This window comes from Lelliottia sp. JS-SCA-14 (assembly GCF_035593345.1).
GTDB lineage: Bacteria > Pseudomonadota > Gammaproteobacteria > Enterobacterales > Enterobacteriaceae > Enterobacter > Enterobacter wanjuensis.
The window spans coordinates 978,168-1,001,725 of the sequence record NZ_CP141606.1 but is presented as its reverse complement, the minus strand read 5'-3'; the positions used below and the strand labels follow the sequence as shown (position 1 = coordinate 1,001,725).

The following is a 23,558-nucleotide window of genomic DNA, read 5'->3' as shown; positions in this document are numbered from 1 at the left end:
GATTACGCTTTTGCCTTCGGCATCTGCGAGACCAGCGACAGGTTGACGTCCATTCCTTCCACCTGGAAGTGCGGTACGGCGTACAGTTTCACGCGGAAGAAGCCCGGGTTGTCTTCGATATCTTCCACCAGCACTTTCGCGTCGCGCAGCGGGTGAGACGCCTGCAGCTCATCGCCCGGATCGGTCATTTCAGTGACCAGACCACGTACCCAGGTGTTCAGCTCCAGCTCCAGCAGACGACGGTCTTTGGTGGTACCGATGTTTTCGCGCTGAATCAGCTTCAGGTAGTGCGCGATACGGGACAGGAGGAAGATGTACGGCAGACGGGCGTTGATGCGGCTGTTAGCCGTCGCATCCGCCGTGTCATACAGCGCAGGTTTCTGGGTGGAGTTCGCCGAGAAGAAGCACGCGTAGTCGCGGTTTTTGTAGTACGACAGCGGGATGAAGCCGAGGTTGGCGAATTCAAATTCGCGGGTTTCCGGGATCATCACTTCTGACGGAATTTTCACCTGGTTGCCGGTACCGAGGTCGTACAGGTGGATCGGCAGGTCTTTCACTGCGCCACCGGCCTGCGGGCCGCGGATCTGCACGCACCAGCCGTTGTTGATGAAGCTTTTCACCATGTTGGCGGCGAAGGCAAACGAGGCGTTAGTCCACAGGTATTTATCGTGATCCGGGCCTTTCACTTCTTCGACGTAGTTGAAGCTGCGCACAGGAACGGTATCCGGACCATACGGCAGACGGCCCAGCACGCGCGGCATCACCAGGCCGATATAGCGGGAGTCATCGGTCTCGCGGAAGGATTTCCACTTGATGTACTCAGCACGATCGAAGTAGTTGCCGATATCTTTGATGGCGGCCACTTCTTCCATCGAATCTTTGAGGAAGAATTTCGGGCCAGCGGAGCCGATAAACGGCATGTGCGCCGCGGCAGAGACTTTGGACAGGTTGCGCATCAGCGCCACGTCCTGCGGGCTGGCATCGAATTCATACGCAGAAATCACCGCGCCAATCGGCTCGCCGCCCGGGGTGTCGTATTCTGCGATATAGGTCTGCTTGTACAGGCCGCTCTGGATGATTTCCGGGGAGTCTTCGAAATCCTGACGCAGTTCGTCTTTGGAGAGATCCAGAATTTCCAGTTTCACGTTCTGACGGAAGTCGGTTTTATCGACCAGGTGTTTCAGACCGCGCCAGACGGATTCGATTTTCTGGAACTCGTCGTTGTGCATCACTTCATCGAGCTGACGGCTGATCTGGAAATCGAGCTCGGCGATGTGGTGGTCGAGCAGGGTTTTATCCAGTTTTTCGACGGTCTGACCGGATTTTTTCAGGCACTGCATGAAGACCTGCACCGCCGCGGTCACGCGCGCGTCGGCAGAGGTTTCCGCCATCACATTATTGTCCTGGAAACCATCCAGTTCACCGAGTTCAGAGACCGGCGTTAAATTGATTTTTTCGAACAGAGAGGCGTATACACCGCCCTGTGGCAGTGTTTTTTCCATGGTCATGCCGCCAGCGTGAGCCTGGGATTCGTTATTAAGAGACATAAGCATTTTACTCGTAATTATTCCGTTAATAGTTTCCAGTATTAAGCCTGGATCGGGGCGAGTGCATTTAACTCATTACGCAGTTCGTCGCTAAGGGCAGGGTCTTTCAGAATCTTTTCCAGTTCTTTCCGGAAAGTGACGTTATCCAGCAAGTTGGATTTCAAATCACGCAGCAAATTGCGCATCGCCAGCATCGCACGCAGCTGTGGGATTTGGCGGGCCACCTGCTCAGGTTCAAAATCTTTCATATCCTGGAATTGCAGGCGGATATTTTCTTCTGAACCATCGCTTGCCAGCGTGTTTTTTACGGTGAGATTGATTTCGGGATTCAGTTCGGACAGTACGCTGTTGAAATTATTCTTATTAACGTTGATTTTTTCGCGTTCAGACAGCGGGCCTTCGGCCTTGCCGTTACTGAAATCGCCTACACTCAATAACTTAAGAGGGAGTTCTACTTTTTTCTGCGCGCCGCCGGTGTGCAAATCTAAGCGAATATTAACGCGCGCCTTGGGGATTTCCGATTGAAATGAATCTGCCATGATATATTTTTCTCCTGAATAAATTTATCTATAAATATAGATAGAGCACTCACGTAAATATTGGAGCTTCTTTTTACCAGCAATCAATTTCAAGGTAAAGGATACATAACCGCTTTTAATATTTTAGCGGAGCTAAAGAACTATTCAATTTTCATGAAGAATGCCGTCAAATCAGGCTTCCGAAGAAACAAACAAAGAAAATTCCTAAGACAAATAACGCTGCCCCATAATAAAAATAGGAATATTCACAAAATATATATATCAAAAATCTTATGCTTGAAATATGTATGTATTTTACGTCATTACCTGGTTGAGTTTTGGCAGGGTAAGCCTGACAGGGGATGAAGGCTTACCATCATAATGACAAAGGGATGAGTATTCAGTTTGAATAACCTCGCAATAAAGGTGATGTAAAGTTATCAAATTGTTATCGAAGGTCACCTTTCTCGTGATTCTGAATAAAGAGTGCGCAGCATTATTCTGTAGCTTAATTCTGTTGTACTGGCACTTACATCTGCACCCTGCGGAAGGGTGTTTGCAACGATTATCTGGCATTTCAGCGCCACCTTTCGCCGTTAAGGGGGCTGACAGCTCCTCAAACCGTTAAGAGTCTGAAAAAATACATTCGGTTAATAAATGACTGAATCGTCTATTAAAAACACAGTTCGCATCGAGATTCGATCGGTATGGCAAAATAATTTCCCGTTCTTAAGTTTTTTTTAATCTTTCCCACCACCACACTCGGCAAACTGGTGTTTTATGCCGTAAAAACGGTGTTCCCCCCGATTTCGCTGTCTTATTTATAAGTGATAATAACTTTCATTATCATCCAATAATAATTGTGCTGTAATCCGCCTCGTTATGCTTTCTGGTGCTAATGACTCACTTTTATGAAGGATTAACTTATGAAATTTGGCGTATCGTCTTTGTGCTCCCTCGCGATGATGACCTCCTCGATGCTGCTGTCGCCGCTGGCACTGGCAGCCGATAACAACGAAGGTATCGTGGTGTATAACGCGCAGCATGAGAACCTGGTGCAGGCGTGGGTGGATGGCTTTACCAAAGAAACCGGCATCAAAGTGACGCTGCGTAACGGCGGCGACAGCGAGCTGGGGAATCAGCTGGTACAGGAAGGCAGCGCGTCCCCTGCCGACGTGTTCCTGACCGAAAACTCCCCGGCGATGGTGTTGGTCGATAACGCTAAATTATTCGCGCCGCTGGATGCCGCGACGCTGGCTCAGGTCGCCCCGGCTTACCGCCCGGAGCATGGCCGCTGGACCGGCATTGCAGCCCGCAGCACCGTGTTCGTCTACAACCCGACGAAACTCTCTGAAGCACAGCTCCCGCATTCGCTGATGGATCTGGCGAAACCGGAGTGGAAAGGTCGTTGGGCGGCGTCTCCGTCAGGCGCTGATTTCCAGGCAATCGTCAGCGCCGTACTGGCCCTGAAAGGGGAAAAAGCGACGCTGGAGTGGCTGAAAGGGATGAAAACCAATTTCGTGGCCTACAAAGGCAACAGCACGGTGATGAAAGCGGTGAATGCCGGTCAGATTGATGGCGGCGTGATCTATCACTATTACCGTTTTGTCGACCAGGCGAAGACCGGTGAAAACAGCAAAAACACCCAGCTCCACTACTTTAAACATCAGGATCCGGGTGCGTTCGTCAGCATCTCTGGCGGCGGCGTCCTGGCGTCCAGCAAGCACCCTGAACAGGCGCAGGCCTTTATGAAGTGGGTCACCGGCAAAGCGGGCCAGGAATCTCTGCGCACCAACGACGCGTTCGAATATGCGGTGGGTGTGAATGCCGCGTCCAACCCGAAACTGGTTCCACTCAAGGATCTGGATGCGCCGAAAGTCGAGGCGTCATCGCTGAACAGCAAAAAAGTGATCGACCTGATGACGCAGGCCGGCCTGCTTTAATCGTAACGAACGTGGTGAGTGCTGAATGTCCGTTGTGAATGTTTCCGAAAAATCGATCGCGCCGCGGCCGGTGTCACCGCACCGTCCCGCGCCCGTGATGGTGATAATGGCCGTGGTGTTTTCGCTGCTGTCGCTGATCCCCCCTGCCTTTATCGTTTACATCGGTTTTGACACGGGCTGGGAAACCGTTAAAGCACTCATCTTTCGTCCGCGTGTTGCTGAGCTCCTCAGCAACACGCTGCTATTAGTCCTGGTGACCGTGCCCCTGTGCGTGTTTGTGGGGGTGATGCTCGCCTGGCTGACTGAACGAACCACCCTCGCGGGCCGTCGGCTCTGGTCGATGCTGGCGGTTGCACCGCTCGCTATTCCGGCGTTCGTGCAAAGCTATGCCTGGGTGAGCGCCGTGCCCTCGATTCACGGTTTGAGCGCGGGCGTTTTTCTGTCGGTGCTCGCCTATTACCCCTTTATTTATCTTCCGGTCGCCGCCGTGCTGCGCCGTCTGGACCCGACGCTCGAAGATGTGGCGGCCTCATTAGGCACGCCGCCGCTGCGCGTCTTTTTGCGCATTGTCCTGCCGCAGCTCCGGCTGCCGGTGTGGGGCGGCGCGCTGCTGGTCGCGCTGCATCTTCTGGCGGAGTACGGGCTGTATGCCATGATCCGCTTCGACACCTTTACCACCGCCATTTACGACCAGTTCCAGTCGACGTTCAGCGGCCCGGCGGCCAATATGCTGGCGGGCGTGCTGGCCCTGTGCTGTCTCGCGATCCTGACGCTGGAAGGGGCCACGCGCGGAAAGGCACGCTATGCGCGCGTCGGGGCCGGTGCGCCTCGCGAACAAAAACGCTCGCCGCTGAATGCCCTCTTCCAGATCCTCGGGCAACTCTTTGCCCTCGCGGTGATCCTGCTGGCCTTTGTGGTGCCCCTGGCGGTACTCAGCCGCTGGCTGTGGCTGGGCGGCATTGAGAACTGGAATCAGGCCAATCTGTGGATGTCGCTCCAGCAAACGCTGGTCCTCGCCGCCAGCGGCGCGGCATTAACGCTGCTTGCCAGCGTGCCCATTGCGTGGCTCTCGGTGCGTCACCCTCGCCCGCTGTTCCGCATGCTGGAAGGCTGTAACTATTTCACCAGTTCGCTGCCCGGCATCGTGGTGGCGCTGGCGCTGGTCACGGTGACCATCCATTACGCGCGCCCCATCTACCAGACCGAAATCACACTGTTCCTGGCGTACCTGCTGATGTTCGCCCCACGGGCGCTGATTAACCTGCGCGCAGGCATCGCTCAGGCCCCCGTTGAGCTGGAAAACGTGGCCCGCAGCTTAGGCAAAACGCCCGCCGCCGCCCTGTGGAGCGTGACGTTGCGCCTTGCCGCGCCCGGCGCTGCTGCCGGGGCCGCGCTGGTTTTCCTTGGCGTCTGCAATGAACTCACCGCCACGCTGCTGCTCTCTCCCCTCGGCACCCGCACGCTGTCGACCGGGTTCTGGGCGCTGACCAGTGAAATTGATTATGTCGCCGCAGCGCCTTATGCCCTGCTGATGATCCTGATCTCGCTGCCGCTCACCGGCATTCTCTACGTGCAGTCACAAAAACTGGCAGGGTTGTAAGATGATTGAGTTATCGAACATTTCGAAAAAATTTGACCAGACCACCGTGCTGGACGACCTGAGCCTGAAAGTGGAGGTCGGAAGCAGAACGGCGATCGTCGGGCCGTCGGGTTCCGGTAAAACCACCCTGCTGCGTATTCTAGCCGGGTTTGAAACCCCGGATGCCGGGCAGATCGTGCTGGGCGATCGGGTGCTTTTCGACCAGAACACCTTTATCCCCGCTCATGAGCGAGGCATTGGTTTTGTGCCGCAGGAAGGAGCGCTGTTTCCGCACATGAAAGTGGGCGACAACATCGCCTACGGCCTGAGAGGTTCGAAAGAGGAGAATCGCCAGCGCGTGGCAGAGCTGATGGCGCTGGTCTCTCTCGATAACCGTCTCGCCTCCCACTGGCCGCATGAGATTTCCGGCGGGCAGCAGCAGCGCGTGGCGCTGGCCCGCGCGCTGGCGCAGAAACCGGCGTTGATGCTGCTGGATGAGCCCTTTTCGGCGCTCGATACCGGCCTGCGTGCCGCCACGCGCAAAGCTACGGCGGATCTGCTGGAGCAGGCCGGTGTCGCCACGATTCTGGTGACGCACGATCAGCAGGAAGCGCTGTCGTTTGCCAGCCAGATTGCGGTCATCCGCAACGGACGTTTTACTCAGGTCGGCTCGCCGGTGGAGGTCTATTCCCGGCCCGTAGATGAAGAGACCGCGCTGTTTCTCGGTGACGCGTTGATTTTCCCGGCGCAGGTGAACGGCGGCGTGGCGCGGTGCTGCCTGGGCGATGTGCCGGTGAGTCATCCGCAGCAAACGGGCGACCGACGCATAATGCTGCGCCCGGAACAGCTGATGATCACGACTGATCACCCGCAGCCAACGGCGACGATCTGCGAAGTGGATTTTACCGGCCATCTTTCGACTCTGACCTTAACGTCCCCGGACTGGCCAACGGCGCTGCAGATCAAAACCCTGAGCCAGCAGCACTGGCAGAAAGGGGCGTCGGTCAGGGTGATGATTCAGGGCCAGGCGTGCGTGTTAGCCTCCTGAAGTCTTAGCCAGGTTCACAACTCTGCAACATCCTGATTCCGGGGCTTCTGCCCCCATGTTAGGCTGCGAAAATGTCCTCTGGCCCTTTTTGTTGCAGGTCATATGAAACCCAGACTCCCTTTTCAGGTGAAGCTTTTTCTGTCGCTGGTGCTCTTTTCCTGCCTGCTGCTGGCGATACTGGGCGGGATTTTGTATCACGTCATCGACAAGCAGCTGCACCACGATTTAGGCCAGCGCGCCCGCGTGCAGGCCAGCGAAATTGCCCTGATGCCGGGTCTGGCAGAGAAAGTGGCGGCCCGCGATCTCCAGGGCATCGCGCGCATGATCCAGCCGCTGCGCGAGCAAAGCGACGCCAGCTATTTTGTGATTGGCGATGTGAACGAGCAGCATCTGTATCACTCCGAATCGCCGGAGCGCCTGAACCTGCCGATGATTGGCGGTGATAACGCCGAGGTGCTGCGCGGCAAAACCATTATCTCGATGCGCCAGGGCGGGATTGGCGTGTCGCTGCGCAGTAAAGCGCCCATTTTAAATGCTCAGCATCAGGTGATCGGCATTGTCTCCATCGGCTATCTCACCTCTTACATCGCCAACATTAACGCCCGCCTGCTGTGGCAGGCAGCGTTTTATGGTCTGGCGCTGCTGTTGCTGCTGTTTCTCTTTTCGTGGATGTTTACCCGCAACGTGAAAAAGCAGATGTTCTGGCTGGAGCCGAAAGAGATTGCCCTGCTGGTCCGGCAACAAAAAGCGCTGCTGGAGGCGATGTACGAAGGGGTGTTTGCCGTCAACGCCGAGCGGCAGCTGATTCTGATTAACCGGGCCGCGCGAGAGCTACTCGATTTGACCCAGTCCGAAGAAAAGCTGATCGGCAAACCGCTTGAGCAGGTGGTGCATCTTCCCCCGGCCTTTTTCGCCGACAGCGGGATGGCACAGCACGATCAGATTACGGTGCTGAATCAGAAGCAGATGATCGTCAACCGCGTGGCGATCGCGCTCGATCCGAACGAAGCCAACGGCTGGGTGTTTAGTTTTCGCGACAAAAATGACATCAACACCCTGAGCAGCCAGTTGAGCCAGGTCCGGCGTTACGCCGACAACCTGCGCATCATGCGCCACGAGCAGCTGAACTGGACCGCCACGCTGGTCGGCCTGCTGCAAATGCAGCGCTATGAGGATGCGATCCGCTACATTCAGGCCCAGTCGGAAGGTGCGCAGAAGGTGCTGGATTTTGTCTCCTCGCGCTTTACCTCCCCGGCGCTGTGCGGGCTGTTGCTGGGGAAATACGTCAGCGCGCGGGAAAAAGGGATCGAGCTGCAGTTTGATCCCGTCTGTCAGCTGATGCGCATTCCGCCGGGGATCAGCGAAACGGCGCTGATGTCGGTGATCGGTAATCTGCTGGATAACGCTGTCGACGCCACGCTGAAAACGCCCCTACCCCGCGCGCCCGTCGAACTTTATATTTCGGACCGCAATCGGGATCTGCTGATTGAAGTCGCCGACCAGGGCAGCGGCGTGGAAGATGCCCTCAAGCCGCATCTGTTTGAGCAGGGCGTGACCAGCAAACCGCAAGGCGAGGAACCGGCGGGGGCCGAGCACGGTATTGGTCTTTATCTGGTGGCAGGCTATGTGGAAGGGGCCGGTGGCAGTATTGAAGTGACGGACAACACGCCGCAGGGCACGCTGTTTTCGGTGTTCATTCCTTTTGAGACAGGAGGAGTCCATGACGCACAGCCAGCCGCTTGATGTCGTCATTGTGGAAGATGAGCCGCACCTTGCCGGGCTGCATCGCGAGTATATCGAGCAGAATTTCCACCTGCGCGTGGTCGGGATCGCGGGGACGATTGAGGAGGCCCGCGCCCTGTTGCAGCGCCACCAGCCGCGGCTGATCCTGCTCGATAACTATCTCCCGGACGGTCAGGGCGTGGACCTGATTGACAGCCCGTTGCTGAAAAGCTTCGAATGCTCGGTGATTTTTATCACCGCCGCCAGCGATATGCAGACCTGCAGCCACGCCATGCGCAGCGGGGCGTTTGATTACCTCATCAAACCGGTCTTTTTCCAGCGCCTGCGGGCGTCGCTGGAGCGCTTTATGCTGCTGGTCCACACCCTGCGCCAGCAAAAAGTGGTCGATCAGCACGCGCTGGACAAGCTGTTTAATCTCCCCGCCGCCGACACCTCCGCGGTACCATCAACCAAAGGCATCGAACCCAATACCCTCGAGCGGGTGAAGCAGGTTTTCACCGTCGATCCCGACACCAACTGGTCCGTGGAACAGGTGGTGGAAAAAACCGGCATCAGCAAAACCACCTGTCGGCGTTACCTGGAATATTGTGTGGAAGCGAAGTTGATTAGCGCGGAGTTGCAATATGGCAGCATCGGGCATCCGCGAAGGCTGTATCGAAAAGTCCCGTAACAACCGCCCGGTGGCGCTGCGCTTACCGGGCCTACGTTTCGTGTCCTTGTGGCTTTTGTAGGCCGGGTAAGGCGCAGCCGCCACCCGGCAATTCGCGGGCTCCGTTCAGCCATTCCTGCAACCGTTACATTCCCCTGCACTTTTCGCTGAAGCGTCCTCGCATTTAACAACATTGCCCATAATGGCAGCGCCTGTATTTATATCCAGCAAGGTAGAATAGGCACGCGCGCAATTAACAAGGTTGAACCAGGGAATTAAAAGAAAGGCATTAAAGTAAGGTAATTAAGAAGACGCAGCGCAAAGGTGCAGGAACACCTTCACGCCGCTTACCACAAACAACTTAGAAGGAGTTATTTATGGCTGTTCAGAAGTGTATGCCAGATCCCATCGTGGCCCAAACAGATCTTCCAGGATCAGAGGCTAATGATCGTTTTCCCGAGGTGACTCGCAAAACCAGCGCCCGCCGTCTGCACGGAAAAGCGCCAGATGCCGCCGCAATCCACCCCAGAGCCGACACCCCGGAATCCAGCGCCGCCTGCTGCGAGCTGCATTCGCGGATCCGCCAGAGCTATATTCCCCTTCAGGGCGAATGGCTGAAGAGAGCCGGATTTTTCGACGGAATGCCGGTCAAAATCCGCGTCATGCCGGATTGCATCGTCATCACCCCGCAAAATACCCGCGAGCTGTGGGGCTGCCTGGAAGGTCTGAGCTTCATTGATATTAACCAGCGCAGAGTCGCCACCTGGCTCAAAACCTTCCCTTATCCCCTGAACGATACCGGCAATATCCCAGTGATCCGCCGTAAACCGGAGGATGGTTTGATTCGTGGGGGAAGTTGACGGGACTGCTCCCGGCCTGAGGGCCGGGAGGTTTTGGGATGCGGGGGGAGTGGCTGTTTTGAGCGAAGAGCGGATGCTTCACTTCTTACGACTCAGTCATAAATTGAGTTAAAAATACAATTCCCGCCAGGCATTTACCGTTGCAGCAATTGCTGATGCTCAAAAAACCATGACGCCACCGTTTCCATAAACATTTTTTCATCGCATGCTTTAAGCTGCGGATGCCAGTATGCGGCCGGAAGTGACGTTTCAGGACATTACAGCATGTCTATAGATATTCGTGTTAATCAGCATGATGAGGACAAGCTGTATTAATTACTCCGCCTCCCCACTGAACCAGAACCCCCACCATTCCCCTTAAGGCATCCGCTGCACTGTTTAAAACATCCGCCCGGTGGCGCTGCGCTTACCGGGCCTACAAGGTCATCACGCTTTTGTCGGTTGGGAGGTTTGGGATGGGCGGTTTAAAACAACCGCCTACGTTTCGTGTCCTTGTGGCTTTTGTAGGCCGGGTAAGGCGCAGCCGCCACCCGGCAAAAAACCAATCACCCGTGGTTTCTATGGTGTTAATTGCTAAAAAAAGGCCAGCAATCACACTTCGGCAACAGAGCTCGTTCCCCCCTATTGTCTGTAAATCGCCATCCGCTATGTTGAGTTTTGACTAATAAAATGTAACTGAAAGGTTAATTACAATGTCGAACACAACATTCCGTATTTCTCTGCTTACCGCTACTGTGCTGTTCTCTGTCTCTGCCCTGTCCGCCCTGCCGCAAGGCTATCCGGCGGACTATCAGAAAGTCGTCGATGCCGCGACCAAAGAGGGCAAAGTGGTGATCTACTCCACCACCGATACCAAAGCCGCCGGGCCGCTGATTAAGGGTTTTGAGGCAACCTATCCGGGCATCAAAGTTGAATACAACGATATGAACAGTACCGAACTGTACAACCGTTTTATCAGCGAACAGGCGTCCGGTAGCGGGAGCGGCGATGTAGTCTGGAGTTCTTCTATGGACACCGGCCTGAAGCTCGCCACCGACTATGCCATGGAGTACAAATCGCCTGAGCAGAGCCAGCTGCCAAAATGGGCGGTATGGAGCGACAAAGCCTACGGCACCACCTACGAGCCGGTGGTGTTTATCTATAACAAGCGCATGATCCCGGCGAACGAAGTGCCGGATTCCCACGCCTCGCTGGCAAAACTGATCGCCAGCCAGACCGATAAATTCAAAAGCAAAGTCACCACCTACGATATCGAGAAATCGGGCCTCGGCTTTATGCTCTCGGTACAGGATTCCAAAGCCGATCCGAACTACTTCAAAACCCTGGCTGACGTCGCCAAAGGCGGTTTAGCCGTGCAGTCCTCCACCGGCACCATGATGGAACGCGTCTCCTCCGGCGAAAACCTGATTGGCTTTAACATTCTGGGCTCATACGCCGAAGCCCGTGCGAAAACAGACCCATCGCTCGGCATTTCGTATCCGAAGGATTACACCCTGGTGCTGTCACGCGTGTCGTTCATCAGCCAGCAGGCGCAAAACAGCAACGCCGCGAAGCTGTGGTTTGACTACGTACTGTCGGAGAAAGGCCAGAGCATTCTGGCGAACCAGGCCGACATCCCGTCCATCCGTAACGATATCGAAGGCAAAAACGACATCGACGGCATGACCAAAATGCTGGGCAATGCCCTGAAGCCGATTCCGGTGGATGAAAGCCTGCTGGAATACCTGCAGCCGAAAAAACGCCTCGATTACATCAAACAGTGGCGCGAAGCGGCAGGTAAATAACCTCACTACGTCTGATTGCCCGGTGGCAGCTCACGCCTTTCCGGGCCTACAAAAAGTTGGCCGGATAAGCGCTGCGCATCCGGCAACCCATGTCGTTCTTCAGGGTCAACAGCCAGGGAAACCCTATGCAAGCCTTACAAAGAAAATGGCAAAGCCTGCCACGCGGCGTGGTGGTGTTGATCACGGCGCTGGTGATCTACATCCCTTTGTCGTTCATCGTGATACAAAGTTTCTTATCCGCGCCGTTCTTTTCCCCGTCGAAAGAGTGGAGCCTGGAGTCATTTGGCTTCATTTTCACCGACCCGGATTTTTATAAGGCGCTGAAAAGTGGCTTTATTCTCGCCTTCGGCCTGGTGGCGATCGCCATTCCACTCGGGGGCGTGCTGGCCTTTTTGATGGTGCGAACCGACCTCCCCGGCCGCCGCCTGATCGAGCCGCTGATCCTCGTGCCGATCTTTGTCTCGCCGATGGTACTCGGCTTTGGCTACGTGGTGGCCGCGGGCCCGGTGGGGTTCTTCTCCCTGTGGGCGCAGTCGCTGATCGGCTTTGTGCCGTGGAATATCTACGACATGTCGAGCATCGTGGTGATTGCCGGCCTGACGCACGTTCCGCACGCCTATCTGTATATCTCCTCGGCGCTGCGCAGCGTCGGGTCTGATGTGGAAGAAGCCGCGCGTATCGCCGGGGCGTCGCCGTTGCAGGTCATGACCGCCGTCAGCCTGCCGATGGTGCGCCCTTCTATTCTCTACGCCGTCGTGCTGCTGTTTTTCCTCGGGCTGGAAGTGTTCGGCCTGATGCTGGTGCTCGGCGATCCGGAAGGCAACATGGTGCTGGCGACTTACCTGTACCAGCTGACCAATAAACTCGGCACGCCGTCTTACCATCTGATGGCCGCCGTCGCGGTGGTGCTGATCTGTATCACCATCCCGCTGGTGATGCTCCAGCGCCGCCTGATGCGTACCGCCAACCGTTTTGTCACTATGAAAGGCAAAGCCTCTCAGGCACGCGCGTTGCCGCTCGGCAAATGGCGCTGGGTCGCCGGTGCCCTTGTCGCCTTCTGGCTGACGGTGACGATTGGCGTCCCGCTGCTGGGCGTGGTGCTGCGCGCGTTTATCTCCAACTGGGGCGTGGGCGTGTCGATTTGGGATGAGCTGTCGATCAACACTTTCCGCACCATCTGGCAGCAGCCGAACCTGCTGCGTGCGATCGTCAACTCGATGGCGATTGGCGTGTTCGGCGGCGCGCTGGCGGTGGTTTGCTATCTGTTTATCGGCATCGCCATGCACCGTAAGCCGGACAACACCACGCGCTTCCTCGATTACAGCGTGCTGGTACCACGCGCGGTGCCGGGCCTGCTCGCCGGTCTGGCGTTCCTGTGGGTGTTCCTGTTCCTGCCGATGTGGCTGGATAACGCCCTGAAAACGGGCTGGCTTTCCGGGATGCCGTGGTCGCAGTGGCTGCGCGATAACCTGATTGTCTGGCTGCGATCGCTTCGCAGCACCATCTTCAGCGTCTGGCTGGCCTACACCGTGGTGTGGATGGCTTACGGCCTGCGACTCATCTCCTCCACGCTGCTGCAGGTGGCGCCAGAGCTGGAAGAAGCGGCGCGCAGCACCGGGGCCACGCGCGGACAGATCACCCGCCACGTGACGATCCCGCTCTCTCGCTACGGTCTGATTGGTTCGTGGCTGTTGATGTTCCTGATTTTCGAGCGTGAATATTCTACCGGCGTGTACTTGCTTTCGCCGGGCACGGAGACCATCGGCTCGATGCTGGTTTCCCTGTGGGCGGCAGGCGCGATTGATATCGTGGCCGCGCTCTCCTTTATTAACATCCTGCTGGTGGTCGTCGGTCTGGGTATTGCCCTTCGTTTTGGAGTCAAATTACATGATTGAGTTAACGGTCGAGAATCTGCATTTAACCTACGGCGACAATCCGGTGTTGAAGGGTGTGTCCATGAACCTGAAGCGCGGCGAAGTGGTGTCGCTGCTGGGGCCCTCGGGCAGCGGCAAAACCACGCTGCTGCGCGCCGTCGCCGGGCTGGAAAAACCCACTCAGGGCGCGATCGTCATCGGCAACAACAAAGTGTATGACGGAACGCCACGCAGCGAAGTGCCCGCCGAAGAGCGTAATCTCGGGCTGGTGTTTCAGTCTTACGCCCTGTGGCCGCACAAAACGGTGTTTGAGAACGTGGCCTACCCGCTGAAATTGCGCAAAGTGCCGGCCAAAGAGATCACCCAGCGGGTGCAGGATGTGCTGGATCAGCTCGGGCTGGGACATCTGGGCAAACGCCATCCGCATCAGCTTTCCGGTGGTCAGCAGCAGCGCGTGGCGATTGGCCGTGCGCTGGTTTATAACCCGCCGGTGATCCTGCTGGATGAACCCCTGTCGAACCTCGACGCCAAGCTGCGTGAAGAAGCCCGCGTGTTCCTGCGCGAGCTGATCATCAAGCTCGGGCTGTCGGCGCTGATGGTGACGCACGACCAAAATGAGGCGATGGCGATTTCTGACCGCATCCTGCTGCTCAACAACGGCAAAATCGAGCAACAGGGCACACCGCAGGAGATGTACGGTTCGCCAAAAACGCTGTTCACCGCCGAGTTTATGGGGAGCAACAACCGCCTGCACGGCAAAATTACCGAGGTGCGCGACGGCAAAGCGCGCATCGAAGGCAGCGGCTGGTCTCTGTGGGGCAAAGCCGCCGAGGGTGTGCAAAGCGGCCAGGAAGGCACGGCAGTGATCCGCGTTGAACGCGTGGCATTAGTCGACGGGCCAGGGGAAAATCAGTTCGAACTCCCACTCCTGACCAGCATGTATCTCGGCGATCGCTGGGAATACCTGTTCCGCACCAGCGGCGATGATTTCGTGATCCGCGCCTATGGCACTGAGGTTCGCGATCCGCAGCATTGCCACCTGGCGTTACCGGAAAAGCACGTCTGGATTTTCCCGAAAGGGTGATGATGAAAGGGAGCGATTATGTCGCTCCCTTTTTGCAGAAATTTGATTCTGGGTTGTAGTGGTCATCGGGTTTGTTTCAGATAAACCATGTCACGTAACTGGATGTCGCCCTCAAAGATAGGATGATCATAATTATCGATAAAGAAATCCTTCACCCGATGGGACTCAACAAATCCACAACGCTGATAGAAATCAAGGGTTGAAGGCACATCACCGGTACCGACATACATGGTGTTAAAAGACGTGAAGTAGGTTTTTTTCAGGAATGCGATCATGGTCTTGCCATATCCCTTTCGTTGGGATGCAGGGTCGGTCGCGATATTTTTCAGTTCACACTCGTGGCTATTTAACGCCAGAACGACGGCAATGCATTTCACGCCATTATCATCCAGCTTGAACATTCGCCCTGCGTCGAGATAGCGATCGATCATATCCTCCTGCTCATCGCCTAAGAGAAGGAGTTCAAGGTAGTCTTTTTTGTTATGTAATACTTCCTGGATGAGCATGGTGGTTTCCTTGTTGGCACGATCGTTGGCGGAATTATTGCATTATCTATATGGGGTTAATGAGATTTTTGTTCTGGAAATGCGAGGTTGGGGCTGGTGAAAGCGGGTGTTTGTGGGGGAGTTGGTTTTGGTGGATTTTAAAAAGAGTTTGAAATGGTGCGATAATAGGAACAAAACAACTTGCATAAATGCATTGATTTTTAATTAATTTATTTTATTCGATCTTTTGGAATACCCCCATAAGTACCCCCAGATGTCAGTATGCCGCACAGTTCTTTTTTTAGTGGCGTTCAAAAGTATCAGGCATCAGCCTTGATATCTGAAATCATTCCTGTGGCATCCGGGGCTACTACTGGGTCGAATTCATGTTCACACGTTCATGCGGCTGCCATAGATTTCATCGGGTGCATTAGAGCGTTTATTGCTGGGTTGATATACAAAGAGTTTACTTCATCATCTTGTTTACTTAGGGACCAGGGGCATATCCCCAGCCAAAAATGAGCGGATCGCACTGTCGATTATCTCGCGAGTGAGCACCGGCTCTTCCACGATGATTTGCAAACCAATGCCGCTACGATAGCCAGGTTGAATGCGATAGCCTGGAGTAACTACAGGCGGATTGTCGCGCATGACTTCGGCCAAGCGTTTATCAATGTAGTCGAAATAGGTTAATCCACCGAATTGAGGATAAGAAACGCGGGTACGTTCTACCATCGTATGGCTAACCACCTTCCCTTTCGCATTGTAGTTTGGTGTTGTATCCATGCGGGCTTCATCTTCCTGCTGGTTTTGGCTCAACATGGCATGAGCTTCTTCAAACACCAGATTTTCCACAATATCCGCACGCGCTACGTCAATGGTAATGATCTCCGCATTCCAGTACACATCTGGCGAATTACCCAAGAATAAAACATCGCTCCAGGTCCACATCCAACCCGCAGCAATCGCCTCTGCATTTTCAGAATCGCAATCATCATAATGCAGTCCTCCGCAGCGGTGACGCTCGCGGTGGATCAGGTTCTTGACTTGTTGTGTCCGGGCACGACGCCGACGGCGGGAAAGAGTATTAAATGGTTTGTTTCTGCGGATCATGGTTCACTCTGCGCGTGCTCGCTGGGAGGAATCCAGCCGCACAGTTTAGCTAATGGGAATAAGGAAATCTACTTGCTAACAAGAGGGCAAAAAGCATGGGGGCCTGGGCAATATGCTGCATATCATTAATGTGCAGGGACGAAGTCAATGTGCTCATAGACACGCGAATAAAAATCTATCTAGATGTCGAAAACTTATTACCGAACCTCAAGCTCACGGATAATAGCCTTTGGCTGGCCCTCAACCATCAAGTCATACCAACGAACCTGCATTATATTAATTTGCACAGAGTGCGTCTTCGCACGTAAGCAGCCAGTTAAGCATCCCACCGAGATCTGGATCTACGTCATGAGCGCACGTTAATAGTTTTTGAAATCAAGCTAATTAGCATAATATCTCTTAACTGAAGGGATATGGAGCCGCAGAAATAAATGAAGACACGGCAGTATGCGCAAAAATCTATCTTCGATCTGGAAGCAATCTTCGAACAGTCCCGCAACAATGTTAGTGAACTTGAACAGCTGTTGAGCGAGCTGACCTTTCGCAACACTGCCAAGGCGCGGACGCTGACGTCTAAAATCGAGCAATCTCTAACTGCACTTAGCGACCGAAGCGAGGTCGCCATGTCGGCTTCCAACCCATCAACATGTAATCCCGATTCGGCGTCCATACAATTTTCTCAAGCTGTGGTGCCCCACAGTGCACCTGCAGCTGCAGAGCAACTGCAACCGAAGGCTATCCCAGACACTGCCATGCGACAGCAATTCGACAAAGGCCAAATTGATCTAGGTCCACTCCCATCTTTCTCTCCGTCAGATAAGGCGAATGATGCGCGAGCAATACTGGCAGCATGGACAGCCCTCGAAGCACTGTCGCCTCAAGGTTATAAACGCCCAGAGGATATGGCAACCGGCGACCGCTCTAGGGTAGCTCTATTGGAGCGAGGTGTTCCTTGGGGACCAAATGCCCGCAGCAAGCCTAGTTATAAGCTTTATTTCGAGGTCGTCCTCGGCTCCATCGCTCTCGACAAGGCGACGGACGAGCTGGTCAAGGTTTTTGGCGAGGATGAGGAGAGTTCACGCCCGGACGGTAAGAAAGCGGCCATCGGCTCGATTCTCATCGACAAGGAAGGTTATGTGCTTGAGGAAAAAGGCGTTGCCGTTTCCAGTTTTGCCTGGGCACTCAAGCCGGCTCTCGATCTGAAGCTTGGGAGCTTAGGGAATTGGCCGAATGTTGAGCCGCGCATTATTGAGCATCTGAATCGAATAGTTCGCCGCCACAACGAGGATGGAGAACCCATACCGATCGATTTGGATGTCGTTCTTAATGCTTATAAATGGCTTGTGTCTCAGTTCGGTGTACCCGAACATTTGGTTGAGCCACCCACATTCGCGATTAAGGTGTTTCATCATTTCAAGGCCAAGTCGCCGCCTGAACCTTCGTTACTGAATTCCTTCTATCTTGAAGATCTCGGTGAAGCAACCAAATTGCTCGAGACGGGCAAAGCCGGAACCGGTTTGCGCCGCTATATGGGAATTGGCAGGCCTGACCAAAAAATCGACGTGCTATCGCCCATTTCCGCAGTTGAGCCTTTCGTCGCACCGTCGCTCATGCCGCAGGCTCGTTGGCCTTCGAAAGGCGGCCATCCATTGGTACTGCTTCAACAGGCTGCCGTGAATGCGGCGCGTGCTGAGCTGAATGATGCTCCAGGTATCATCGGTGTCAATGGGCCACCGGGTACTGGAAAGACCACTCTTCTGCGAGATATTGTCGTTGGGTGCATTCTTGATCGGGCCACGGCGATGTGCGGCTTCAATAAACCGCAGGATGCCTTTTCCACAACAGGCGAGAAGCTGGCATTCGGTTCCAATGCATTCCTGCACTTCTACAAGTTACATGCATCCTTGAGGGGCCATGAGATCGTCGTAGCCTCCTCCAATAACAAAGCAGTCGAAAACGTCAGTAAAGAGCTTCCTCTCAAGGAAGCCAATGGTCGCCATGAACAGATCGCCTACTTCCGGTCCATCAGCGACCTGATTGCGAATCCCAAACGCGCCGGCTATTTCGAAGCCGAGGCCGAGGGGGACATCCCCTCCGACCCTGTCGAAACCTGGGGTTTGATCGCCGCAGCTCTCGGCAAGAGCAGCAACCGAGGCGCGTTCCAGCAAAGTTTCTGGTGGAATGAAGACGGTGGTTTCCTTACCTACCTGAAAGCAGCTCGCGGCTTAAACGTCTTGCGTGAGATTAAAGATGAACAAACTGGCGAAATCATCGATCGCGTGATGCCCAGCGTGGTCGTCAATGAGCGGCCCAGCACCAACGAAGCGGACGCTTTAACGGCCTGGCGGAAAGCACGAACCGTTTTCCTTAAACTCAAGGAGACGGTAGACGCCGAAATCGCCAGCATCGAAGAGATGCGACGGGATATCCAGGCGCTCAAGGGAGCGACTACCGAACTACAAAGGGTGGAACAGCGTCGTCCGAGTCTGATTGAAGCTGTCGAAGAGGCACACCAAACTGCTGAATCCTACCAATGGGAGCATGAGAAGGCAAAATCGCAGATCGAGCAGGACAAGATCATGCTCAACAGCCATCTTGCTTGCCGTCCAGGTTTCTTCTCCCGTTTGTTCGCGACTGCGGCCTGGAAGTCGTGGAGATCGACACTGCAGAAGCTCTCGGCGACCTTGCAGCAATCAGTCTTACGGGCGCAGGAGACAGACGGTGCCCTGGAGCTTGCAAGGACTAAGTGGAGCAATATTAAGTCCCAGTTACAGCAACTCGACCAGGAAATTTCCAGCAAATGTCAGGCTGTCTCGAAATTGAAGGCAACCGAGGCAGAGGCACGAAACCGCATGGGAGACAGGGTCGTTGATGAGAGATTCTTCGAGCGCGAGCACGAGGCTATCCACCTGACTGCGCCATGGCTTCCCGATGAGGTTCATCACCTGCGAGAGGATCTTTTCGCCGCTGCCCTGACTGTGCATAAAGCGTTCATTGATGCTTCGGCCAGCCGCTTGCAACACAATCTTGGGCTATTGATGTCGGGCATGGTGGCTGGTGCCTTCCAGTCTTCCGCTCACCGTGAACTTCTCCCCGACCTTTGGTCGAGCCTTTTCATGGTCGTGCCGACCGTGTCCACGACATTCGCCTCTGTTCGGACGATGTTCGGGGATCTGCCACCAGAGAGCCTTGGCTGGCTTCTGGTAGATGAAGCGGGCCAGGCCGTTCCTCAGGCAGCAGTTGGAGCTATCATGCGAGCAAAGCGCTCCATCGTGGTAGGTGACCCGTTGCAAATCCCACCTGTAGTTTCACTTCCTGAAAAGCTGAACGCCGAAATCTGCAAGTTCTTTGACATTGACCAAATCGAATGGTCTGCCCCCGCAGCATCTACACAGACCCTTGCTGATCAGGCATCGCGCTTCAAATCCACCTTCGTCATGGACGTAGGCGATCGAGAAGTCGGGCTGCCACTCCTCGTTCACAGGCGTTGCCAGAAGCCAATGTTCGATGTTTCTAACTCCATCGCCTATGCCGGGCAGATGGTCCATGCTGTCGGGCCTAAAAGCCCAGGAGCTATCGGCTCGGCTTTGGGGAGATCTCGCTGGGTGGATATCAATGGCGATGCTGAAACGAAATGGTGCCCCGACGAGGGCGAAGCGGTTGTACGAATGCTCAAAGAGCTGGCAGCATCGGGCATTACAAATCCGGACGTATTTATCATTACACCATTCAAGATCGTAGAGCAGAACATGCGTCGGCGTCTCGACAGAGAGACCGATCTGCTGCGGGCGTTCGGCGCAAAATTGGATGAGTGGTGCCGTAATCGTGTAGGCACGATCCACACGTTCCAGGGCCGAGAAGCAGACACGGTAATCCTGTTGCTAGGTGCGCCGAAAGCGAGCCAGCAAAGAGCGCGTCAGTGGGCGGCCAGCCCGCCAAACATAATCAATGTAGCCGTCTCACGCGCCAAGCAAAACCTGTATGTGGTCGGCTCGGCTACTGCATGGGCTGGGGCGGGAACTAGTCTTCAGGTCCTGCATCGGCAATTGGCGCAATCAGCCTGACAATCTCCGCGGTGGCCCTCATTGCTGAGGGCGCATCGCAACTCATTTTTGGCTTACTTTATTAATGGACCGGTCACTATGTATCAAAAGCTGACATTGCCCATGAGAATTACTATCCTACAAAACTATGATTGCTCTTGAACAAGTGAGAGAAAGATCATACAAAACTGACTTAAGTTTTGATTTAATAAAATATATAGAATAATAAAAATCCCAGTAATTTATAGAGTTAATGATTTACTATATACAATATATCCTTGATGGAGACGTCCATGGACTTGATACAGCAAAAAGTAGGAAAAAGCAAAAGCTATGTGGCATGGTTACCATTAAATGAAAAAAAATTTAATAGAGACCAAATTTTAGAAACTTGGAAGATGAATCACTTTATTTTCAAAGAGGAAAGGACAGATAGTATAGGCTTACGCCCTCCTCAATTAGGTGGAATATATGCAGCCTTAGGGTACGATAAATCTGATAAGGGCTACTCAGCTACCGTTATAATGCCTACAGGCACAGGAAAAACTGAAACTATACTTTCAATTATAATTGCAGGAAAATTCAACAGGACATTAGTTGTTGTTCCATCTGACGCACTTCGCTCTCAAACAGCAAAAAAAATAATTGAATATGGATTATTGAGACAGTTTGGATTAATCGATACAAAAATTCAAAATCCAATAGTCGCCGTTTTAAATCATGGTATCAAAAATGACGAAGAACTTGATCAAATCCTTAATTCAAATGTAATCGTAGCATCTGCCCCCGCATTATCCTTTTTTCCTGAAAAGTATCTTAACAAATTAGCCTCTCACTGTTCCCATCTGATTATAGACGAAGCACATCATGTTATTGCAACGACATGGTCTAGGATTAAAGAGAAATTTTCCCATAAAAGTGTTTTTCAGTTCACCGCAACACCATTCAGAACAGACGGTTCAAGAATTGAAGGCAGAATCATATTTAATTACCCTTTAAAAAGAGCACAGCAAGATGGATACTTTAAGGCTATAGAATTTCACCCTGTGCGAGAATTTTTGGATGAAAAATCAGACAAGGCGATAGCAGAAAAAGCAGTCTCATTATTGCGCGATGATCTAAAGTTAGGCCTTGACCATATTTTAATGGCGAGAGCCTACCCTATAAAAAGGGCCGAGGAAATACTGAATATTTATAATGAGTATAAAGATCTCAATCCTATATTAGTTAGTAGTAAGACAAAAGGCAAAAATAAAATAATACAGGATATCAAATCTGGACTACACAAAGTGATCATTTGTGTCGATATGTTAGGAGAAGGATTTGATCTTCCTCAATTGAAAGTATGCGCTATACATGACCCTCATAAAAGTATAAATGTGATGCTTCAATTTACAGGCAGATTCACAAGAAATATACATAATGTTGGGGCGGCAAAATTTGTAGCTAATGTCGCCAGCGTTGCTGTAAATGAAAGTTTGGAGGAACTATATAAGGAGGATTCTGATTGGAATCATATAATAAGTGATATTAGCGCTAAAAAAATAGAAAATGAAAAAGAATATCAAAACTTTCGCACAGAATTTAATTCCACAGGAAAGTTGCTCGACTTAGGCCTAATGCCATCCATTAGCACCATTGTTTTTAACACGTATATGTCTAATTGGGAACCTGACAACTTCCTTAAGTTTGGGAAAAAACACTTTAATATATATGACTCGAGTATTAATGATGAAAAAAACATCATAATTTTTTCAGTTAAAACTTTCTCTCCTGTTGGATGGACTAGCTCTAAAGAATTTTACGATGAGCTGTGGGATTTATATATTGTATATTTCGACATTAAAAACAACCTACTATTCGTTCATTCATCTGCTAAAGATGGGTTTGTAACACGTCTTGTAAATCTAATTGCGAAAAATGCAACAAAAATTCAAGGTGAACGCGTTTTCAGGACATTAGCAGGTTTAAAACGATTAAAACTACAAAATGTTGGGTTAAATAAACACAAAAAGGGTTTGCGTTATTCAATGCACACCGGAACCGAAATTAATGATCAAATACCTGATATTGAAGCTAAACGTGCAACTAAATCCAATATATTTGGAAAAGGTTATGAAAATGGCAAGCCTGTAAGCATTGGTTGTTCATATAAAGGGAAGATTTGGTCAATGGACAGTGACTCAGTTGATCAATGGATAATATGGTGTAACTCAATAGGTAAAAAAATACTTGATGATACTATCGATACCAATACCATAATGAAAACAGCAATGCAAATGATTGAGATTGATTGCTTCCCAGAGACTCGAGTAATAGCAATGGAATGGCCACTTTCTATTTTGAGAAAGAACGACTCAAAACTAGTTATTAATACGGAAAAATGGGAAGATTCAATTATTCATTGCGAACCACTATTTAGCCATTACTACTCACCGAAAAAAGAAGCAGTTTTATTTGAGATTCGCTCAAGCAAAGGAATGATCACCATGACAATGAAATTTACGTCTAAAGGTGAAGTTGCTTTCAGTTGCCCTGAGAATGCTTATATTTTATTCGGTGGTCAGAAATATAATCTAGCGGATTTCTTCAATGAATACCCACCATTATTTTATTTAGAGGACACCTCTTTTATTGATGGTGGACTTCATATTACTCCAACTGATAGTTACCAGTACATTTATAGCGTAGATAATTTGGAAGAATGGGATTGGAAAGGAGTTAATATATCGGTAGAGTCACAAACCGCAATGAAATTGACACATTCAATACAATATTACACTATTAAAAACATATTGAATGATTACGATTTTGTTTTTGATGATGATGGTTCAGGAGAAGTGGCGGATATTGTAGCCATTAAAAATATTAATGATAGCGAACTGGTGATTCATCTATATCACTGTAAATATTGCCCTGCGGTAAACGGTATTTCCACACCAGGTGCACGGGTGGATGATGTATATCAAGTTGCGGGTCAAACAGTTAAAAGTGTTAAATGGTTCGCTGATAATGAAAAAATGCTACTAAGACTAGTTGAACGCGAAAAAGCACGTTTAGAGAAAGGACTCTCATCCAGGATAGAAAAAGGTACAATAACTGACTTGACTTATTACGCACGGATTGCACGGTACGCAACATTTAAACATGGTGTTACTATTGTACAGCCCGCCCTTTCGAAGGGGAAAATATCTAATGAAATATTGACCTTGTTAGGCTCGACAGAGGCATACTTAGATGAGATTTCCGGAGTGAAGATGAGGGTAATTATTAATAAGTAATACTACA

The 23,558-nt window shown here is 52.2% G+C and carries 15 protein-coding genes; 11 read left to right on the top strand and 4 right to left on the bottom strand.

All coding sequences use genetic code 11. From position 1 onward, the window contains the following. Positions 1 to 2: 2 nt before the first annotated feature. Both tssC and tssB read right to left on the bottom strand, forming a co-directional pair. Positions 3 to 1,553, bottom strand: a complete 1,551-nt coding sequence (gene tssC, locus U9O48_RS04660) for a type VI secretion system contractile sheath large subunit (protein ID WP_324723652.1) — start codon at positions 1,551 to 1,553, stop codon at positions 3 to 5. A 35-nt stretch (positions 1,554 to 1,588) separates the two neighbouring features. Next, positions 1,589 to 2,086, bottom strand: a complete 498-nt coding sequence (gene tssB, locus U9O48_RS04655; protein WP_285145295.1) for a type VI secretion system contractile sheath small subunit — start codon at positions 2,084 to 2,086, stop codon at positions 1,589 to 1,591. 905 nt (positions 2,087 to 2,991) lie between these two features. Here tssB and U9O48_RS04650 point away from each other — a divergent pair. The 9 genes from U9O48_RS04650 to U9O48_RS04610 all read left to right on the top strand — a co-directional run bounded on the left by U9O48_RS04650 (position 2,992) and on the right by U9O48_RS04610 (position 14,629). Further along, the gene (locus U9O48_RS04650; protein WP_324723650.1) at positions 2,992 to 4,008 is read left to right on the top strand and encodes an iron ABC transporter substrate-binding protein; all 1,017 of its coding nucleotides are present in this window, start codon (positions 2,992 to 2,994) and stop codon (positions 4,006 to 4,008) included. Positions 4,009 to 4,033: 25 nt separating this feature from the next. Continuing rightward, complete coding sequence (locus U9O48_RS04645; RefSeq protein ID WP_324723648.1) at positions 4,034 to 5,608, top strand: iron ABC transporter permease; 1,575 nt, start codon at positions 4,034 to 4,036, stop codon at positions 5,606 to 5,608. Position 5,609: 1 nt separating this feature from the next. Then, a complete protein-coding gene (locus U9O48_RS04640) occupies positions 5,610 to 6,635 on the top strand; it encodes an ABC transporter ATP-binding protein (protein ID WP_324723647.1) in 1,026 nt (341 codons plus the stop codon). 102 nt (positions 6,636 to 6,737) lie between these two features. After that, positions 6,738 to 8,378 carry a sensor histidine kinase gene (locus tag U9O48_RS04635; RefSeq protein WP_324723646.1) on the top strand — a complete coding sequence of 547 codons (1,641 nt, stop codon included), beginning with the start codon at positions 6,738 to 6,740 and terminating at the stop codon, positions 8,376 to 8,378. After that, the gene (locus tag U9O48_RS04630; protein ID WP_324723645.1) at positions 8,356 to 9,048 is read left to right on the top strand and encodes a response regulator; all 693 of its coding nucleotides are present in this window, start codon (positions 8,356 to 8,358) and stop codon (positions 9,046 to 9,048) included. Before U9O48_RS04635 ends, U9O48_RS04630 begins: the two co-directional genes overlap by 23 nt. Before the next feature lie 356 nt (positions 9,049 to 9,404). Then, a complete protein-coding gene (locus U9O48_RS04625) occupies positions 9,405 to 9,887 on the top strand; it encodes a SymE family type I addiction module toxin (protein WP_285145301.1) in 483 nt (160 codons plus the stop codon). Between the two features lie 692 nt (positions 9,888 to 10,579). Then, positions 10,580 to 11,671 carry an ABC transporter substrate-binding protein gene (locus tag U9O48_RS04620; RefSeq protein WP_324723644.1) on the top strand — a complete coding sequence of 364 codons (1,092 nt, stop codon included), beginning with the start codon at positions 10,580 to 10,582 and terminating at the stop codon, positions 11,669 to 11,671. A gap of 125 nt (positions 11,672 to 11,796) precedes the next feature. After that, the gene (locus tag U9O48_RS04615; RefSeq protein WP_324723643.1) at positions 11,797 to 13,566 is read left to right on the top strand and encodes an iron ABC transporter permease; all 1,770 of its coding nucleotides are present in this window, start codon (positions 11,797 to 11,799) and stop codon (positions 13,564 to 13,566) included. After that, entirely contained in the window at positions 13,559 to 14,629 is a 1,071-nt protein-coding gene (locus U9O48_RS04610; protein ID WP_285154684.1) for an ABC transporter ATP-binding protein, read from the top strand. Before U9O48_RS04615 ends, U9O48_RS04610 begins: the two co-directional genes overlap by 8 nt. A gap of 62 nt (positions 14,630 to 14,691) precedes the next feature. Here the strand turns inward: U9O48_RS04610 and U9O48_RS04605 are convergent, their stop codons facing one another. Both U9O48_RS04605 and U9O48_RS04600 read right to left on the bottom strand, forming a co-directional pair. Then, positions 14,692 to 15,135, bottom strand: a complete 444-nt coding sequence (locus U9O48_RS04605; protein WP_324723642.1) for a GNAT family N-acetyltransferase — start codon at positions 15,133 to 15,135, stop codon at positions 14,692 to 14,694. A 462-nt stretch (positions 15,136 to 15,597) separates the two neighbouring features. Beyond that, on the bottom strand, positions 15,598 to 16,227 hold the full coding sequence (locus tag U9O48_RS04600; protein ID WP_324723641.1) for a hypothetical protein: 630 nt from the start codon (positions 16,225 to 16,227) through the stop codon (positions 15,598 to 15,600). A gap of 431 nt (positions 16,228 to 16,658) precedes the next feature. Here U9O48_RS04600 and U9O48_RS04595 point away from each other — a divergent pair, with 431 nt between their 5' ends. Together U9O48_RS04595 and U9O48_RS04590 are read left to right on the top strand one after the other, a co-directional pair. After that, positions 16,659 to 20,291, top strand: coding sequence for a DEAD/DEAH box helicase (locus U9O48_RS04595; RefSeq protein WP_324723640.1), 3,633 nt, complete (start codon positions 16,659 to 16,661; stop codon positions 20,289 to 20,291). A gap of 272 nt (positions 20,292 to 20,563) precedes the next feature. Then, positions 20,564 to 23,551, top strand: coding sequence for a DEAD/DEAH box helicase (locus tag U9O48_RS04590; RefSeq protein ID WP_324723639.1), 2,988 nt, complete (start codon positions 20,564 to 20,566; stop codon positions 23,549 to 23,551). Positions 23,552 to 23,558: the final 7 nt, after the last annotated feature.